This window comes from Parashewanella sp. 2210YD4-3, assembly GCF_056591735.1.
The window spans coordinates 139,014-154,821 of record NZ_JBWQOG010000005.1 but is presented as its reverse complement, the minus strand read 5'-3'; the positions used below and the strand labels follow the sequence as shown (position 1 = coordinate 154,821).

At 39.4% G+C, this 15,808-nt stretch carries 16 protein-coding genes; 7 read left to right on the top strand and 9 right to left on the bottom strand.

The features are described 5' to 3' along the window. Positions 1-69 precede the first annotated feature (69 nt). Entirely contained in the window at positions 70-1,458 is a 1,389-nt protein-coding gene (locus AC1EU0_RS09595) for a tryptophanase (protein ID WP_480302173.1), read from the top strand. On the opposite strand, the gene AC1EU0_RS09590 is transcribed toward AC1EU0_RS09595, so the two are convergent. Both AC1EU0_RS09590 and AC1EU0_RS09585 read right to left on the bottom strand, forming a co-directional pair. Then, positions 1,448-1,789: a hypothetical protein gene (locus AC1EU0_RS09590; RefSeq protein ID WP_480302172.1), complete on the bottom strand. Its 342-nt coding sequence runs from the start codon at positions 1,787-1,789 to the stop codon at positions 1,448-1,450. The genes AC1EU0_RS09595 and AC1EU0_RS09590 overlap by 11 nt on opposite strands. 368 nt (positions 1,790-2,157) lie before the next feature. After that, entirely contained in the window at positions 2,158-3,195 is a 1,038-nt protein-coding gene (locus AC1EU0_RS09585; protein ID WP_480302171.1) for a Glu/Leu/Phe/Val dehydrogenase dimerization domain-containing protein, read from the bottom strand. Positions 3,196-3,457: 262 nt separating this feature from the next. On the opposite strand from AC1EU0_RS09585, the gene AC1EU0_RS09580 reads away from it, so the two are divergent. Continuing rightward, positions 3,458-3,952: a DUF4826 family protein gene (locus tag AC1EU0_RS09580; RefSeq protein WP_480302170.1), complete on the top strand. Its 495-nt coding sequence runs from the start codon at positions 3,458-3,460 to the stop codon at positions 3,950-3,952. A gap of 46 nt (positions 3,953-3,998) precedes the next feature. On the opposite strand, the gene AC1EU0_RS09575 is transcribed toward AC1EU0_RS09580, so the two are convergent. Continuing rightward, on the bottom strand, positions 3,999-5,126 hold the full coding sequence (locus AC1EU0_RS09575; protein ID WP_480302169.1) for a JmjC domain-containing protein: 1,128 nt from the start codon (positions 5,124-5,126) through the stop codon (positions 3,999-4,001). A gap of 179 nt (positions 5,127-5,305) precedes the next feature. On the opposite strand from AC1EU0_RS09575, the gene AC1EU0_RS09570 reads away from it, so the two are divergent. The 3 genes from AC1EU0_RS09570 (at position 5,306) to AC1EU0_RS09560 (ending at position 8,106) form a co-directional block, all read left to right on the top strand. Next, complete coding sequence (locus AC1EU0_RS09570) at positions 5,306-5,641, top strand: hypothetical protein (protein WP_480302168.1); 336 nt, start codon at positions 5,306-5,308, stop codon at positions 5,639-5,641. Positions 5,642-5,749: 108 nt separating this feature from the next. Next, the gene (locus AC1EU0_RS09565; RefSeq protein WP_480302167.1) at positions 5,750-7,486 is read left to right on the top strand and encodes a hypothetical protein; all 1,737 of its coding nucleotides are present in this window, start codon (positions 5,750-5,752) and stop codon (positions 7,484-7,486) included. A gap of 83 nt (positions 7,487-7,569) precedes the next feature. Beyond that, the gene (locus tag AC1EU0_RS09560) at positions 7,570-8,106 is read left to right on the top strand and encodes a hypothetical protein (protein WP_480302166.1); all 537 of its coding nucleotides are present in this window, start codon (positions 7,570-7,572) and stop codon (positions 8,104-8,106) included. Positions 8,107-8,116: 10 nt separating this feature from the next. On the opposite strand, the gene purB is transcribed toward AC1EU0_RS09560, so the two are convergent. The 5 genes from purB to AC1EU0_RS09535 all read right to left on the bottom strand — a co-directional run bounded on the left by purB (position 8,117) and on the right by AC1EU0_RS09535 (position 12,562). Then, the gene (gene purB / locus AC1EU0_RS09555; protein WP_480302165.1) at positions 8,117-9,484 is read right to left on the bottom strand and encodes an adenylosuccinate lyase; all 1,368 of its coding nucleotides are present in this window, start codon (positions 9,482-9,484) and stop codon (positions 8,117-8,119) included. Between the two features lie 102 nt (positions 9,485-9,586). Continuing rightward, positions 9,587-10,201: a high frequency lysogenization protein HflD gene (hflD, locus tag AC1EU0_RS09550; RefSeq protein WP_480302164.1), complete on the bottom strand. Its 615-nt coding sequence runs from the start codon at positions 10,199-10,201 to the stop codon at positions 9,587-9,589. A gap of 3 nt (positions 10,202-10,204) precedes the next feature. Continuing rightward, positions 10,205-11,320: a tRNA 2-thiouridine(34) synthase MnmA gene (gene mnmA, locus AC1EU0_RS09545; protein ID WP_480302163.1), complete on the bottom strand. Its 1,116-nt coding sequence runs from the start codon at positions 11,318-11,320 to the stop codon at positions 10,205-10,207. Between the two features lie 93 nt (positions 11,321-11,413). Then, complete coding sequence (locus tag AC1EU0_RS09540; RefSeq protein WP_480302162.1) at positions 11,414-11,884, bottom strand: NUDIX hydrolase; 471 nt, start codon at positions 11,882-11,884, stop codon at positions 11,414-11,416. 15 nt (positions 11,885-11,899) lie between these two features. Next, entirely contained in the window at positions 11,900-12,562 is a 663-nt protein-coding gene (locus AC1EU0_RS09535) for an rRNA large subunit pseudouridine synthase E (RefSeq protein WP_480302161.1), read from the bottom strand. A gap of 174 nt (positions 12,563-12,736) precedes the next feature. Here AC1EU0_RS09535 and AC1EU0_RS09530 point away from each other — a divergent pair, with 174 nt between their 5' ends. After that, the gene (locus tag AC1EU0_RS09530) at positions 12,737-14,959 is read left to right on the top strand and encodes an NADP-dependent isocitrate dehydrogenase (RefSeq protein ID WP_480302160.1); all 2,223 of its coding nucleotides are present in this window, start codon (positions 12,737-12,739) and stop codon (positions 14,957-14,959) included. Between the two features lie 112 nt (positions 14,960-15,071). On the opposite strand, the gene cspD is transcribed toward AC1EU0_RS09530, so the two are convergent. Beyond that, positions 15,072-15,278: a cold shock domain-containing protein CspD gene (gene cspD / locus AC1EU0_RS09525; protein WP_121838606.1), complete on the bottom strand. Its 207-nt coding sequence runs from the start codon at positions 15,276-15,278 to the stop codon at positions 15,072-15,074. 198 nt (positions 15,279-15,476) lie between these two features. Between cspD and clpS the strand changes: the two genes are divergently transcribed. Then, a complete protein-coding gene (gene clpS, locus AC1EU0_RS09520) occupies positions 15,477-15,785 on the top strand; it encodes an ATP-dependent Clp protease adapter ClpS (protein ID WP_121838607.1) in 309 nt (102 codons plus the stop codon). The last annotated feature ends 23 nt before the right edge of the window (positions 15,786-15,808 follow it).

Here is a 15,808-nt window from a genome sequence, read left to right as displayed (position 1 = left end):
CTCAAAACTCCCTATTATTTTAGTCTCGCTCCAATTGAACCTTAATTTTTAATCAATTGGAGAATAACAATGAAACGTATACCTGAACCATTTCGTATCAAGATGGTTGAACCTATCCGCGTGACAGATTTTCATGACCGTAAACAAGCCTTAATAGAGGCGGGTTACAACCCTTTTTTATTGCGTAGTGACGATGTCTACATCGACTTATTAACCGACTCTGGTACTGGCGCTATGAGTGATCGCCAATGGGCTGGTTTGATGGTGGGCGATGAGTCTTATGCTGGAAGCCGTAATTTTTTTCACCTAGAAAAAAGTGCTCAAGACATGTTTGGTTATCAATATGTGATGCCCGTTCATCAGGGGCGAGGAGCAGAGCAAGTATTGTTTCCTTGTTTAGTAGATAAATGTGGAAGTGAGAAGCCAGTTTTCATTTCGAACTATCATTTTGATACTACTGCTGCCCATGTCGAAATTAGCGGTGCTAAAGCGATCAATACTCTCACTAAAAGTGCACTGGATACTGAGACTTTTCATCCGTGGAAGGGGGATTTTAATCTCGAAGCATTGAAGCATCAGATTGAAGTCCATGGTGGTGAAAATGTAGCAGGTATTATTATTACCGTTACTTGTAACAGTTCAGGTGGTCAGCCTGTATCCATGGCGAATATTAAAGCAGTGAGTTCCATCGCCAAAAAGCACAATATTCCCGTAGTGATTGATTCGGCTCGCTATGCTGAAAATGCTTATTTTATTCAACAAAGAGAAGATGGTTACAATGACAAATCGATTAAAGCCATAGTGGCAGAGATGTTTAGCTATGGCGATATGATGACGCTCTCAGCCAAAAAAGATCCGACGGTAAACATAGGTGGTTTGTTGTGTATTAAAAACGATAAAGCGCTGTTTCAAGCTTGCCAAGGGCGTTGTGTACCCATGGAGGGCTTTGTCACTTATGGTGGGCTTGCAGGCCGTGATATGGAAGCATTGGCCATCGGTATTGAAGATAGTTGTAATCAAGATATGCTCAACTATAGAATTGGACAAGTTGCCTATCTCGGTGAACGTCTGCGTGAAGCTGGTGTACCCATTCAATATCCAACAGGTGGACATGCAGTATTTGTTGATGCTGGAAGAATGTTGCCGCATATTCCTGAAGAGCAGTTTCCTGCCCATGCGTTAGCTTGTGAATTATATTTAGAATCCGGTGTTCGCGGCGTGGAAATTGGTTCGCTTTTGCTTGGTCGAGATCCGGAAACTGGTGAACAGAAACCTTCTCCCTTCGAGCTATTACGGCTCACCATTCCGAGACGAACCTATACCAATGATCATATGGATTATATTGCTGATGCCATTATTGAAGTATATAAACGTCGCGATAAGGTCAAAGGCTTAGAGTTTGAATATGAGCCGAGTATCCTGCGGCATTTTACGGCTAAGTTAAAAATTAAAGAGTAAATGCTAAAACTGCGAATATGCCAGTGAGAAGCAAGCCAAGTTGCAATCGCCTATGATTGTTTTTCAGGTTAGCTTTGGTTTGCTTCAGACTGGTAAGGTGTTGTTCATTTTTGTAGATTCGACAAACTAAACGTTCAGATATTGGATCTACAAACATTTGAAATCGGCAGTTTTTACCGCTGGAAAGCTTGAATTGATGATTAGAGCTGTTGTTAATATTAATCTTTTTAGCGACTTGCTTGCCATTGACGATCAACCGTTCCATTCCAAACCAATTACTGGCTTGTAACTCTACGTTGTCTTGCTCTACTTGATATTGAAACCGTACCATAATTCAATTCTGCTGTATGAATGTTCATGTTAAAGATCCAATACAGGCCGTTCTGAGCAGAACATATTTGAATCATGTTGGTATTAATTCAAGCAAAGAAAAGAAAAATTTCCAGTTAAAACAAATAAAAAAGGGAGCAAATAGCTCCCTTAGGTTTTTAGCAGTTTTTATTTAACCTCAGCTCTGTATAACGAAATCATCACCATTATGATTTACAATATAAACCTTAAATTTTTATCTACAGTGCTGCTAATTTTGTGTAGTTCAAGGCAGAACAGTTCGTAATAGCCGGTCTATTACGGGCTGTTCTAACACAGAAATTCGCATAAGTAGCTGTGCTGTAGAGGTTGGCTTATGCAGAGCTGAGGTTATTTAGCGGTGCCTTCAATGATGGCACGAGCCATTTCGTCTGCTACTACATTAGTCGTTCGGTTTTCTGCGTCCGCACGTTTGAAAATAGTAAGCAGTGTATCGTAGATTTTTTCTACTTTTGCAGTTGATGCAGTCGCATTATAATCATTTTCGAAAGATACGTTAATGATACCGCCAGCATTGATAACGTAATCCGGAGCATAAAGAATGTTAAGTTCTTTAAGTTTGTCGCCATGACGCAATTCTGCTAATTGGTTATTAGCACAACCAGCAACAATGCTTGCTTTTAATTGTGGAATAGTTTCATCGTTAATGGTTGCACCAAGCGCACAAGGAGCATAAACATCTACGTCTAAGCCATAGATATCATCTGGATCAACGATAGTAGCACCAAAATCAGTGGCAACCTTATTTAGGTTATCTTGGTTGATATCAGTAACAAATAACTCTGCGCCTTCTTCATGTAAGCGCTGGCATAAGTAATACCCTACATGACCAACACCTTGTACTGAAATTTTAATACCTTTCAGTGAATCTATACCTCGTTGGTGCTTAACGGCGGCTTTAATACCTAAGTATGTGCCAAGCGCAGTAAATGGAGATGGATCGCCACTTTTACCCTCTAAGCCAGCAACAAAAGGCGTTTCTTGGTGTGCGATCATAATGTCAGCTGTTCCTACGCCAACATCTTCAGCTGAGTAGTAGTTTCCACCTAACTTGTGAACGGCACGACCAAATGCGCGGAATAAAGCTTCGCGGTCTTTGATATTTTTAGGATCTGCAATGATTACGGATTTACCGCCACCCATGCTTAGACCAGCTAGTGCATTTTTATACGTCATACCACGTGACAAGCGGAGCACATCATTTAATGCTTCTTTGTCTGAGTCATAATTCCACATACGGCAGCCACCGAATGCAGGACCTAGATTTGTGTTATGTACAGCGATAATCGCTTTTAAACCTGTCTCTTCATCATGACAATGTACAATTTGCTCGTGATTGTCGAAAGACACGCTATCAAAAACTGCCACTATTTCTGTTCTCCATAGAATCTTAGGGTCAGTTGACCCTGGTCTCAATTAAAAATCTTATTTATGAGACCTTGTTATATTTGTTGCGAAACATTAGCATTTAGCGATACTCTGAACAAAATCCCGAATGTAAATATTTTGAGGACTGTGGCAATTTTGCTTTCCACTTTGTTGAGAAATGCTACAGAGTTATCAAAAAACAAACAATGAGATGCTGATAAAGCGTGCGTTGCAAGGACAATAATTATAAAAGGTAGTAAAAATGACGGAACAAGTTATTGATAAAAAAGAAGATATGAACGTTGGTATGAAGGCCAGCATGACTCAGCCAGCTCAACCTACTCAAGAACAAATTGAACAAGCTCAAAGTCAGTGGGTAAGAGAGCAATTCCAAAAAGCTAACCGCTTTATGGCTGAAAAGGGAATTATCCCTCATAAGGTTCATGATAAAGAGAGCCGTTATTTAGTTCCGTTTATTGCTCTTTGGAAAATGGAAACCAAGCAACCTACTAAAAAAACATACTGGGTGCTATCTGGTGACCTGCCGTCAGATATTGTTGAAGTTAGTGTAGCTAAAACAGCGCGTGAAGCGGTTCGTCATTTTTCAATGACATGGCATATGAAAGCTGAAAACTTGGTTCGCACAGGTATCACTCGCGATCCTACTCAAGCAAAGTATGCAAATTTATTAGTTTCTAGAGCGGAAGAGTTGTACAAAATGCAAGCTGACGACAAGCTTTGGCAAGAAGAAGCATAAATTAGTGATATGAGGGCAATTAAGATATTGCCCTCATTTTTTGAAACTATTCAGTTAGGTATACATAACCCATCTTTAGAATATCTACAAAAAAACTCTGGAGATCTTCATGGGCGATATTCATCATTAGCCAATCATTGTCATAAACTAAATTTTCACTTAAATAACCTAACTCAGATTCATCTAAGGTGCTCAAGTGATAACTTTCACCATCGATAAACAGACGTTTATCACTATCGTTTTCTAGGCGTAAAACTTTTAATCCACCAATTCGCTGAATTACAGCTCCTGCTTCTATAGCATTTTTTAATGCAGCGATATCAACGTTTTCATCAGGACATACATCTAAATCAAAACGATTGCGACTTAACAATTGCCCTAAAATAGGCTGATAGGTGTTTGGTTGCGAGCAAAGGTCGCTTATTAAGCTCATTAATTTTTTCTGGTGAGCTTCATCAACATTTCCAGCTACGCAAGTTTCTTGTTCAGAGGTAAAGCGTTGGTGACCAGAATTGTTATCTATTAAAAAATCCGCTACTTCAGATATTAGCTCTTGTTGACTTGGAGCGCGGAAGCCAAGGGAATAGCTCATAGCATTAGTTAGTGTTTGCCCGCAGTGAGGGAAACCAGGTGGGATGTATAAAATGTCTCCTTTGTTGAGGGTGACTTCAATGATGGGGTCAAAATCATCAACGAGAGGGGTATTTTTATCACCATTGCGTTGTTGATGGTTGCCTTTATCACCCACTTTCCATGCACGTTGGCCTTCGCCTTGTAATATGAAGACATCATAATTATCAATGTGGGGACCAACTCCACCATTTGGGGTAGCGAATGAAACCATTACGTCATCAAAGCGCCAATCAGGTATAAAACGAAACGCATCTACTAATGGCTCAATTTCTGGATACCAGTGGTTAACTGCTTGAACTAATAACTGCCATTTTTCACTGCCAAATTGCTCATAGTCTTCAAAAGGGCCCTGAATGATCTGCCAATCTTCATCAGTAGTCACAACTACTCTAGAACTAATTTCTTCTTCACAGGCGAGCCCAGCTAGTTCATCAGCTGTAATTGGATCTTCAAAATCCTTAATTGCATTGCGAATAACAATTGGCTGTTGTTGCCACTGTTGTTTTAAAAAAGATTGAATGTCGAAGTTTAAGCTGATCATGAAAGCTCTTTTGACTCAGGTTGAAAAATGAGAATTCTAGGAGTCAAATCAGGGATTGTCTATGTTTTACATGATTTTTGGTGAAATAGATGATCTAAAATAAATATCGATTAAATTCAGCAGGAGTTTAGGTAAGAAGTAATAGATTGGATTTATAATTTTCTTGCGGTGTAAATTTTATGAGTTGCAGTGAGATTAGTGTTCAATGGGATACTTTTTCTTATTATGAAACACAAGGCAGTATCTCTGCCATGAATGAATGGGTTAAGAATAACTTTAAAAGGCTTTCAAAAAACCAAGAAGTAATTCTTTCTGTATTTGTATTGAATAGTGCAGACGAAGCATCACTTGAGCATGTGTTTAAAGTTAGCAAAGTTGAAGTAGAAAAAGCTCGTTGTTTCTATCGGGATAACTCACTACCACGACCTAAATGGACAAAAAATAAATTTTCTAATGCGATGGAGCGCTTAGTTGATAAAAGGTTTCTTAAAATTATGGAGACAGGAAGTCGATAATTAAAGCCTAAACTGTTGAAATATTAAAAAAGATAATAGTCGATTTATTGTCATTTTTTAATTGATTATGTAATTTGTTTCTTTGTCATTCAGTAATAATGAATAGTTATGAGTTTACTTTGTTCTTGTGTTAAAAGCAGTAGCGATAAAATACCGGAGTACACAACACCCATTAAAGAACTTGAAATTGGGAAACCTTTCAGTTTCAAAGGTAAGTATTATATTGTTAACTTTGAACATAATAAATGGCAGGTATACCGAACCAGATATGGCGAATACGTTAAGCAAACATCGGTATGTTTAAGGTCCTCTTATTTTCACCTACGAGAAAAAATAACTCATGGAAAAGTGAAGCGTTATTTTATCAGATCACTATCGACCTCTACTGAGTTTAATGCCCAAGATCTTAAACAAAATGGTAGAGGGTTCGGTCGGCTAAACCAAATATTATTCAAATATTCTAAGTTAACAAGTAAGTATGAAATTGGTGAGGAGCCAGAACCTGTTGAGGGGGTAGTAATGCTCTCTTACCAACATTGTCACAATACTTGGACACAACCACTGAATTTATCTCACTATGACTATGATGAAACTCAATACGGTCTCGATATTCCACTATTAGTCTTCCAACAAGAAAGAGTGAGTACTTCTCAAAAGTTTTCTTTAACAACTAGTGATAAAGAAAGAAACTATTGCCCTGAGAGCACTGACCGCGGTGACTCACCAAGACTGATGACTGTTGCTAAAACTCTTCCCTGCGATGTTGAACACTTGAAAGAGTTAGAATTAGAAGATTTTCAAGTTAGTGATAATGACTTAATGGATTGGACAATAACCGATGACCGCGATGACGATCTAAGTTCGATGATGACAGCTGAAATTCCGCCTATTAAAGGTGATTGCTTTGGCGAATTAGAATTAGAATATATGTTTTTAACTCAAGCAGCTCATGAAGCTTTATTGCGCTGCGATAAAGATAAATATTTTCAGAGCATATTGAAAAGAGTTGGGAGAGAACAAAGCTTTATGGGAGTAAATTGCTTTATGGGAGCAAATTCTCATTATTACTTAGAGCAATCAGAAAGGCTTCAATGTAAAAATGTAGACTCAAAGGGTTATCTGCAACACATAAGGTCAACAAATGAAATGGTCAGTGGCGAAGTTACCGTCGCATATAGTTGTTTGTCTTTCCTTTTTCATTTAGGTGTACAAGGGCACATCCCTAAAAAAGATATGTACGCTCAGATTGACTCAGCACTAGCTTGCATTTCACTTCATCGTCCGCATATCTTCATTGCTTTATGCCTTGAACAGTTAAAATGCAATGCTCGTTATTTCGAAGACGACTCTGTTACACAGCGCCATTTATCTAATGCATACTCGGTACTTTCCAAAAAGTTGTCTTTAAAAATTGATGAGTGCTCAATCGTAATGCCTAAGATGAGTTCAACGGAAAAGTGTTCAATAACAAAGAAGCCTTTACAAGGTGAAGAGTTTCTTTTTGTCAGTACTGAAAGCTGGACTTTAGATGAGGCTAAAAATAAAACGCTATCGTCAGAGGAAAGATATCGATTACGTATGGAGCAACAGAACGCAGAGCTTGTTGTAGAATTAGATGTAAGGGAACTTGAACAAGAGGATAAACTTAACAGACAACATCTAAGAACAATAGCAGAAGTAAATAAACAACTTGAAAAACACTATTTTAGGGGGAATTATAAACCAGTGTGGCGCCCAGTTTTAAAGAGCGCATTGTTAGAAAGGATAAAAAATCACAACCTAGAGCACCCATTTAGACCTCAGCGGGTGTTGAATGTAACTGATTTAGCCTCTAAGCCTGCATAACTCTGATTTCATTCAGGCAAAATCCAGAAAGAGCCTTATAAACTCTACTATAGGAAATTACAATTAACAGAGTTAAGTTACTTATGGCTATAAAAGAAGCGCAGCCTTGTTTAACATGGAATTTTAATGAATATTTGCAGCCTGATGCCGTAACGACCACTTGGTTGAGAGAAAAAAATAAGATACTTAAATCTCTGGGCAAATCTACGACTCTATCAATTTTAATTGAAGATGCTGGTATGCCGTTACTAAATAGATTTAAAATTAAAAGAGGTCATTCAGGTGAGCTTAAATGTTTTCATGAAAAAGTTGAAGGAATAGGGGAGGCGTGGGCGCTAACAGAGCAGTCTAGTGAACTTTTAAAATTAATAAAAGAATATCAATTTGAATTTGGCGTTACTGCAGCACCTCAAGCCTTGCGAAGGCAAGCTTCTAGCACAGTGTCTTTTGTTTTATCTGAATATGGTTCAAGTTGCAACTTGTCAGAAACAGATGGCAGTGAGACTTCACTTGACAATAGAGCTGGAAAATTAGGAGAACAAATGGCGATAATAGACATTGAAGATATTGGTAATAGTGACAAAGGGCTTGTCATGCGCTTTAAACCAGACAAGCCCTAGTTTGTATAGGTTACAGTTCGTCAACAAATGCTTCTGCACGACCAATATAGTTAGCAGGAGTCATTTTTTTTAGGTCAACTTTTACATCCTCTGGTAGTTCTAAGCCATCGATAAAGGTAGAGAGTTGCTCAGCATCAATTCGCTTACCACGAGTCAATTCTTTCAACTTCTCATAAGGCTTCTCAATTCCATAACGGCGCATAACGGTTTGTACTGGCTCTGCTAGTACTTCCCAGTTTTGATCTAGCTCGTTGCGGGTATTGCCTTCGTTAACTTGTAACTTGCTGATACCTTTTAACGTTGCTTGATAAGCAATTACTGAGTGAGCCATACCAACACCGAGATTCCGCAATACAGTAGAGTCCGTTAAGTCACGCTGCCAGCGAGAAACGGGTAGTTTGCTGGCTAAATGCTGCATTAATGCATTAGCAATACCTAAGTTACCTTCAGAGTTTTCAAAGTCGATTGGGTTAACTTTGTGAGGCATGGTTGAAGAGCCAATTTCACCTGCAATGGTTTTTTGCTTGAAGTGACCAAGGGCTATATAACCCCAAATATCACGGTCGAAATCAATTAACACAGTGTTGAAACGAGCAACGGCATCAAAGATTTCAGCAATGTAGTCATGTGGTTCAATCTGGGTTGTGTAAGCATTCCAAGTTAAGCCAAGGCTTGTTACAAACGTTTCAGAAAGCTCATGCCAGTTTACTTCAGGGTAAGCCGAGATGTGAGCATTGTAGTTACCTACTGCACCATTAATTTTACCCATTAACTCAACGGCTTCGATTTGCTTTAATTGACGCTCAAGACGAACAGCAACGTTAGCCATTTCCTTACCAAGGGTAGAAGGTGAAGCTGGTTGACCGTGAGTGCGAGACATTAAAGGAACGCTACGGAATTCTTTAGCTAGGGCTTTAACTGCATCAATCACTTTGTTGCAATATGGCTTCATTACAAGCTCACGTGCTTCTTTTAGCATCAAACCATGAGACAAGTTATTGATGTCTTCTGAAGTACAAGCAAAGTGCACAAACTCATTGATGGCCTCTAACTCAGCATTGCCCGCCATTTTTTCTTTGATGAAGTACTCGACCGCTTTAACATCGTGATTAGTAGTACGCTCAATTTCTTTAACGAGCATGGCATCTTGCTCGCTAAAGTTATCTTTAATGCTATCCAATAATGCTAGCGCATCATTGCTAAAAGCAGGTACTTCAGAAATACCGTCACAGCTTGCGAGTAGCTTAAGCCAGTTGATTTCAACTTGAACACGGTATTTGGTAAGACCGAACTCGCTGAAAATCTCTCTTAATTCTGCAGCTTTGCTGCCGTAACGACCGTCTACCGGAGAGATCGCAGTTAGTGCGGAAAGTTCCATCGTAAGCTCCTTAATGAACTTTAAGTTAGTATTTAGTCAAAGCTTTTTCTCACTATGAAACACAGCGGTGCTTTTGTACTAATTACTTTGTAGGGTTGTTGTTTATATATTTTTTAAATTATGCTTGGCGGCATTGATAATTCGTTTTCTAAAGAAAACCAATTCTCTGCGCTTACCACCTAGCTGACGCCATAATACGGCACTTCTAATTGCTGAAAGTAATAATGCACGAACCCGTTCTTGAACAGTCTGTTTTTTCAATATGTTAGGGTTACCCATCACCATAATTTTAGGGCCGAGATCACTGATTAAATCACTGTAGATACTGGCAATGTTACTGATGATTTGAGTATCATTTATATTGAAATGCGCCGTTTGGCGCTTAACCTGAGAGATGCGCTCTGCAAGTATTCCCATTTGGCCTGAGCGTGCTAATTTGCGCTCTAAAGATAGGACGCCAACAAGATAACGAGTAAGCTCCATATCCTTTTTGTCACTTTCTAATTGTGCAATGATGGCCTTAGAGCCATCAATGACAACGCCACGGTCTTGATAAATATCTAGGATATTATCTGGATCGGTAACTAGTAGGGTATTCAAGCTAGCTTCAACGGATTCCGTATTATATTCATCGGTTCTGGCTACTTGTTGTACTTGCTTAAGCGCATAAAGTATTCCTGCAAAAGCGATGGCTTGCTCCGAGCTTTGTTTATCCATGAGCTAGTCCTTTATTAATACATCAATAATGCCGCCACCAAGGCAAACTTCACCGTCATAAAAAACCGCAGATTGTCCGGGAGTCACTGCCGCTACAGGTTCGTCAAACATGACACGAATGGTTTGATCGTCAATATATGAAATATGGCAAGGCACATCTTGTTGGCGATAGCGAGTTTTAACGGTAATTTTACTGCCGTTTTCTGGACCTTTACGATCGACCCAGTGAAGTTGATTTACTTTCATGCCTACAGACATAAGGCGAGGGTGGTTACCACCTTGACCGACAATAAGTACATTGCGTTCAAGATCTTTATCAACTACATACCATGGGTCTTCAGAGCTGTCTTTTAAACCACCAATGCCTAAACCTTTACGTTGGCCTAGAGTGTGATACATCAAACCTTGATGCTCACCAATTACATCACCTTCTGTGGTTTCGATTTTGCCTGGTTTAGCGGGTAAGTAATTGGATAAAAACTCAGTGAATTTACGCTCACCAATAAAGCAAATACCAGTGCTGTCTTTTTTGCTGGCGGTAACTAAGCCTTGCTCTTCGGCAATTCTTCGTACTTCTGGCTTTTCAAGTTCACCAACAGGGAAAAGACTTCTGGCTAATTGATCGTGGCTTAGGGTATATAAGAAATAACTTTGATCTTTATTACCATCTATTCCACGCAGCATTTCTGTATTGCCATCAGTATCACGGCGACGAACATAGTGACCCATAGCAATGTAGTCGGCATCTAATATTTCATCTGCGAAATCAAGGAAGGCTTTAAATTTGATTTCTTTGTTACACATGATGTCTGGGTTAGGGGTTCTTCCTGCTTTATATTCAGCTAAGAAGTATTCGAAAACGTTGTCCCAGTATTCTGCGGCGAAGTTAACAGTATGTAAGGTAATACCCAATTTATCACAGACGGCTTGGGCATCTTTTAAATCTTCTGCAGCGGCGCAGTATTCGTCGTTATCATCTTCTTCCCAGTTCTTCATGAACAGGCCTTCAACCTGATAACCTTGCTGTTTTAATAAGTAAGCTGAAACTGAAGAATCTACACCGCCAGACATGCCAACGATGACTTTTTTACCATTTGAAGAGGGAATTGTAGATGTCATAAATCCTGAAACCGAGTTTGAATCAAATACTACACCGAGAAATTTCGGTGCGTTATTTTATCACGGTATCAGGTGTAGAGCTATGTAAAACCTTTATAAATATTCATCAGATAGAATGCGTAACGTAGCGCTTTTACTGGCGAAATAATCCTCTATCGACTTGAGAATAAGTGGACTTCGAAGTTGCGGCTCTATGGCTTTTATTTGATCATGAGTAAGCCAATGTGCGGCAACGATTTGAGGATCTTGTGGTCGAGTCTGAGGTGGCTCTAATGTGGTGCCATATTGATTAACAATGCAATGAAAGGTAAATCTAAGAAACTGTAAATCAGGATTGGCTTGGTATTGATAAATGCCAGTAATGGACTGGCATTTTACTGCAATTCCTGTTTCTTCAGTGACTTCTCGCTCACAGGCATTGATTATGCTTTCTTGTGGCTCAAGGTGACCGGCTGGTTGATTATAAACGGTTTGACCGTCAATTATCTCTTCTACAATAAGAAACTTGTCCTGCCATACGACAATAGCAGCAACGGTGACATTTGGTTTAAAACGTTCAGCCATAGAAACCCTCATTGTTTAAGTGTTCAGTGAAATTACTCTGTATTCTCCCGGCTGCAACATTGAGCCAGAGAGATCGTCTAAGGAATAACTTCCAATACTATAGCGCAATAATCTTAACGTGGGATGACCGATATGTGCAGTCATACGGCGAACTTGTCGATTTCGACCTTCGTGGATCTGAATTTCAAGCCATTGAGTCGGAATATTCTTCCGCTCTCGAATTGGTGGTACACGTTCCCAGAGACAATCAGGTTCGTCAATTTTTTTCACTTTGGCAGGAAGCGTTGGACCATCTTTTAAGGTGATGCCATTTCTAAGTTTGTCTAAATCGGACTCGCTCGGTTCGCCTTCAACTTGAACCCAGTAGGTTTTAAAAGTCTTCTTTTTAGGCTGAGTGAGTTTCGCTTGTAATTTGCCATCATTGGTAAGTAATAATAAACCTTCACTGTCTCTGTCTAAGCGACCTGCGGCGTATATTTCAGGAATGGAGATAAAATCTTTTAATGTTTTGCGCCCCTCATCATCAGTAAACTGGCAAAGTACGTCAAATGGCTTATTAAATAGCACTAATTTTCTTTCTTCAGGTGGTATTACCTGTTTTTGCTGACGCTGGTTAAAGCGTGCATTTTTGTTGGCGTAATGGGGGCGTTTCGCGGCTGTGGTGCGTTTAGAGGTCACTGTTACAATCAAGCTTGTGAGTTTAACTTGACAGTTTACAAGGGTTTTCTCCTCTTTGGAATTTGATTTATGTGATCGATTCGCTATGATGATTCATCCAAAATTTTAACCTTGCCTTTGTGCATGCCCTTCGTGGAAACCATAGTGTTCTACCCATAATAAGTAGGAAGCAAAATGAAAGACAATTCTCCAACTATTATTTATACCGAAACTGATGAAGCTCCAGCATTGGCGACACACTCTTTATTGCCAATCATTAAGCGTTTCACTCAAGCAGCGGGTGTAAATGTTGAAACTCGTGATATTTCTTTATCTGGTCGTGTGATCGCTAACTTTCCTGAGTACCTAAAACCGGAGCAACGCATTAGTGATGCTTTGGCTGAGTTAGGTCAAATGGCAAAAACACCAGAAGCAAACATCATTAAGCTTCCAAACATCAGTGCGTCTATTCCTCAGTTAAAAGCGTGTATTGCTGAATTACAAGCTCAGGGGTATGAGTTACCAAATTATCCTGATGAGCCAAAAACTGATGAAGAAAAGTCAGTAAAAGCAGTATATGACAAAATTAAAGGTAGCGCGGTAAACCCTGTATTACGTGAAGGTAACTCAGATCGTCGTGCGCCTAAATCAGTTAAAAACTACGCACAAAAGAACCCACATTCAATGGGTGCATGGGCGAATGATTCTAAGTCACATGTAGCCCATATGGCAGACGGCGATTATGTCAGCTCTGAGCAATCAGTGACTATCGCTGATGAAACTTCAGTGGATATCGTCCTTACTCAAGCTGATGGTAGCAAAACCACATTGAAATCCGGCATTGCTTTACAAGCAGGTGAAGTGATTGATTCTGCGGTTATGAGCCAAAAAGCTTTAGTTGAATTTTTTGAAGCTGAAATTGAAAAAGCTAAGCAAGAAGACGTTCTTTTATCTCTGCATTTAAAAGCAACCATGATGAAAGTATCTGATCCAATCATGTTTGGTCACTGTGTTAAAGCTTTCTATAAGCCTGTATTTGATAAATACGCTGCTGAGTTTGAAGAGTTAGGTGTAGATGCAAACAACGGCTTTGGTGATGTTGTAGCAAAAATCCAAAACTTACCAGAAGCAAAACGTGCAGAAATCGAAGCTGAAATTGAAGCTGTATATGCTGCACGTCCTCCATTAGCAATGGTTGACTCTGACCGTGGTATTACCAACCTGCACGTGCCAAGCGACATCATTATCGATGCTTCTATGCCTGCGGCAATCCGTAGCTCAGGTCAAATGTGGGGACCTGACGGTAAGCAAAAAGATACCAAGTACATGATCCCAGATCGCAGTTACGCAAGCGTTTATGCTGAAACTGTGAACTTCTGTAAAGAACATGGTGCATTTGATCCAAGTACAATGGGTAGTGTGCCTAATGTTGGTTTGATGGCTCAGAAAGCTGAAGAATACGGTAGCCACGATAAAACGTTTGAAATGTCAGCAGCTGGTGTAGTAACGGTTGTTGATGCTCAGGGTAATACCTTAATGACACAAGATGTTGCCCAAGGTGATCTTTTCCGTATGTGTCAGGTTAAAGACGCACCAATTCGTGACTGGGTGAAGCTTGCCGTTAATCGTGCTCGTTTATCAAATACTCCAGCGGTATTCTGGTTGAATGAAGAGCGAGCTCACGATGCTCAGCTGATTGCTAAAGTAAATGAATATCTGAAAGATCACGACACTTCAGGTTTAGAAATTTATATCATGTCACCACAAGAAGCGACTCGTTTTTCTTTAACTCGTATTAAGGAAGGTAAAGATACTATTTCTGTAACTGGTAACGTATTGCGTGATTACTTAACGGACTTGTTCCCAATCCTAGAGCTTGGCACTAGTGCGAAAATGCTTTCTATCGTACCTTTGATGAATGGTGGTGGCTTATTTGAAACAGGTGCTGGTGGAAGTGCGCCTAAGCACGTTCAGCAAGTTCAAAAAGAAAACCACTTGCGTTGGGATTCATTAGGTGAATTCTTAGCTTTAGGTGCTTCTTTAGAGCACTTAAGCCAAAACACTGGCAATACTAAAGCTATGATTCTTTCAAAAGCACTTGATGAAGCTATTGGCCAGTTCTTAGATAACAATAAGTCGCCTTCACGCCGTGTTGGTGAGCTGGATAACCGTGGTAGCCACTTTTATTTGGCTATGTACTGGGCTAATGCAATGAAAGCACAAACTGAAGATGCGACTCTTGCTGAGCAGTTTACTGCAATTTCAGAAAAACTTTCAGCTAATGAAGATAAGATTGTTGCCGAGTTAAATGAAGCTCAAGGCCCAGCAGTAGATTTAGGTGGTTACTATCGCCCAGATGTTGTTAGGACTGAATCAGCAATGCGTCCAAGTGAAACTCTAAACGCTATTTTGGCTTAATTATATCGAATGTGGTTGAAAATTAATTTTCAGCCACAATAAATTTATGTAGACAAATAAAAAGGCAGGTACAAACCTGCCTTTTTTTACTGGTTAAATGCCCAATTTTTTATTATTTTACTGGCGTAATTGCAGATGCGTGCATGCCTTTGGGGCCTTCTTCCACTTGATACTCTACTGGTTGTCCAGCTTTTAGGGTACGATACCCATCCATATCAATAATTGAATAATGTGCAAAAATGTCTTCGCCACCTTCATCAGGACAAATAAACCCGAATCCTTTAGCATTGTTGAACCACTTCACAGTTCCGCTTGCCATACTTCCACTTCCTTCTGTTGTCAACTTCCCGTTAAGATAGTAAAACTAAATAGCGGGGCAATATTCACCGCTTGGCAACCAGAATGTAATTATGAAAAGAAGATGTCAAGACAAATTTAACAAAAAAATAACAATGATGTGTTTTTTTTACAAAGGCTGTAGAATTTATAAGTAATTTGAAAGAGGTATGACCAGATAATGAGTAATGTAGGAAGTATTGAAGAACTAGAGGAAAGTCTTGAGACGGAACTACGTCCACCATCAATGTATCAAGTGGTGTTAAATAACGATGACTATACCCCTATGGATTTTGTTGTAGATGTATTACAGCTTTTTTTTGATAAAAATACCGAACAAGCAACGGAAATAATGCTAGCTATTCATCACAAGGGAAAGGGAATTTGTGGTGTTTATACATTTGACGTTGCTGAGACAAAAGTCATGCAAGTAAATCAGTTTTCACGAGAAAATGAACATCCCTTGCTTTGTACGCTAGAGAAAATATGAAAATAGATTACTCTAAGAGTAAG

Excerpts from the sequence above, each read along its gene's own strand:
- AC1EU0_RS09595 (WP_480302173.1), top strand. The coding sequence starts at position 70 with ATGAAACGTATACCTGAACCATTTCGTATCAAGATGGTTGAACCTATC.
- AC1EU0_RS09590 (WP_480302172.1), bottom strand. The coding sequence starts at position 1,789 with ATGGTACGGTTTCAATATCAAGTAGAGCAAGACAACGTAGAGTTACAA.
- AC1EU0_RS09580 (WP_480302170.1), top strand. The coding sequence starts at position 3,458 with ATGACGGAACAAGTTATTGATAAAAAAGAAGATATGAACGTTGGTATG.
- AC1EU0_RS09575 (WP_480302169.1), bottom strand. The coding sequence starts at position 5,126 with ATGATCAGCTTAAACTTCGACATTCAATCTTTTTTAAAACAACAGTGG.
- AC1EU0_RS09570 (WP_480302168.1), top strand. The coding sequence starts at position 5,306 with ATGAGTTGCAGTGAGATTAGTGTTCAATGGGATACTTTTTCTTATTAT.
- AC1EU0_RS09565 (WP_480302167.1), top strand. The coding sequence starts at position 5,750 with ATGAGTTTACTTTGTTCTTGTGTTAAAAGCAGTAGCGATAAAATACCG.
- AC1EU0_RS09560 (WP_480302166.1), top strand. The coding sequence starts at position 7,570 with ATGGCTATAAAAGAAGCGCAGCCTTGTTTAACATGGAATTTTAATGAA.
- purB (WP_480302165.1), bottom strand. The coding sequence starts at position 9,484 with ATGGAACTTTCCGCACTAACTGCGATCTCTCCGGTAGACGGTCGTTAC.
- hflD (WP_480302164.1), bottom strand. The coding sequence starts at position 10,201 with ATGGATAAACAAAGCTCGGAGCAAGCCATCGCTTTTGCAGGAATACTT.
- mnmA (WP_480302163.1), bottom strand. The coding sequence starts at position 11,320 with ATGACATCTACAATTCCCTCTTCAAATGGTAAAAAAGTCATCGTTGGC.
- AC1EU0_RS09540 (WP_480302162.1), bottom strand. The coding sequence starts at position 11,884 with ATGGCTGAACGTTTTAAACCAAATGTCACCGTTGCTGCTATTGTCGTA.
- AC1EU0_RS09530 (WP_480302160.1), top strand. The coding sequence starts at position 12,737 with ATGAAAGACAATTCTCCAACTATTATTTATACCGAAACTGATGAAGCT.
- cspD (WP_121838606.1), bottom strand. The coding sequence starts at position 15,278 with ATGGCAAGCGGAACTGTGAAGTGGTTCAACAATGCTAAAGGATTCGGG.
- clpS (WP_121838607.1), top strand. The coding sequence starts at position 15,477 with ATGAGTAATGTAGGAAGTATTGAAGAACTAGAGGAAAGTCTTGAGACG.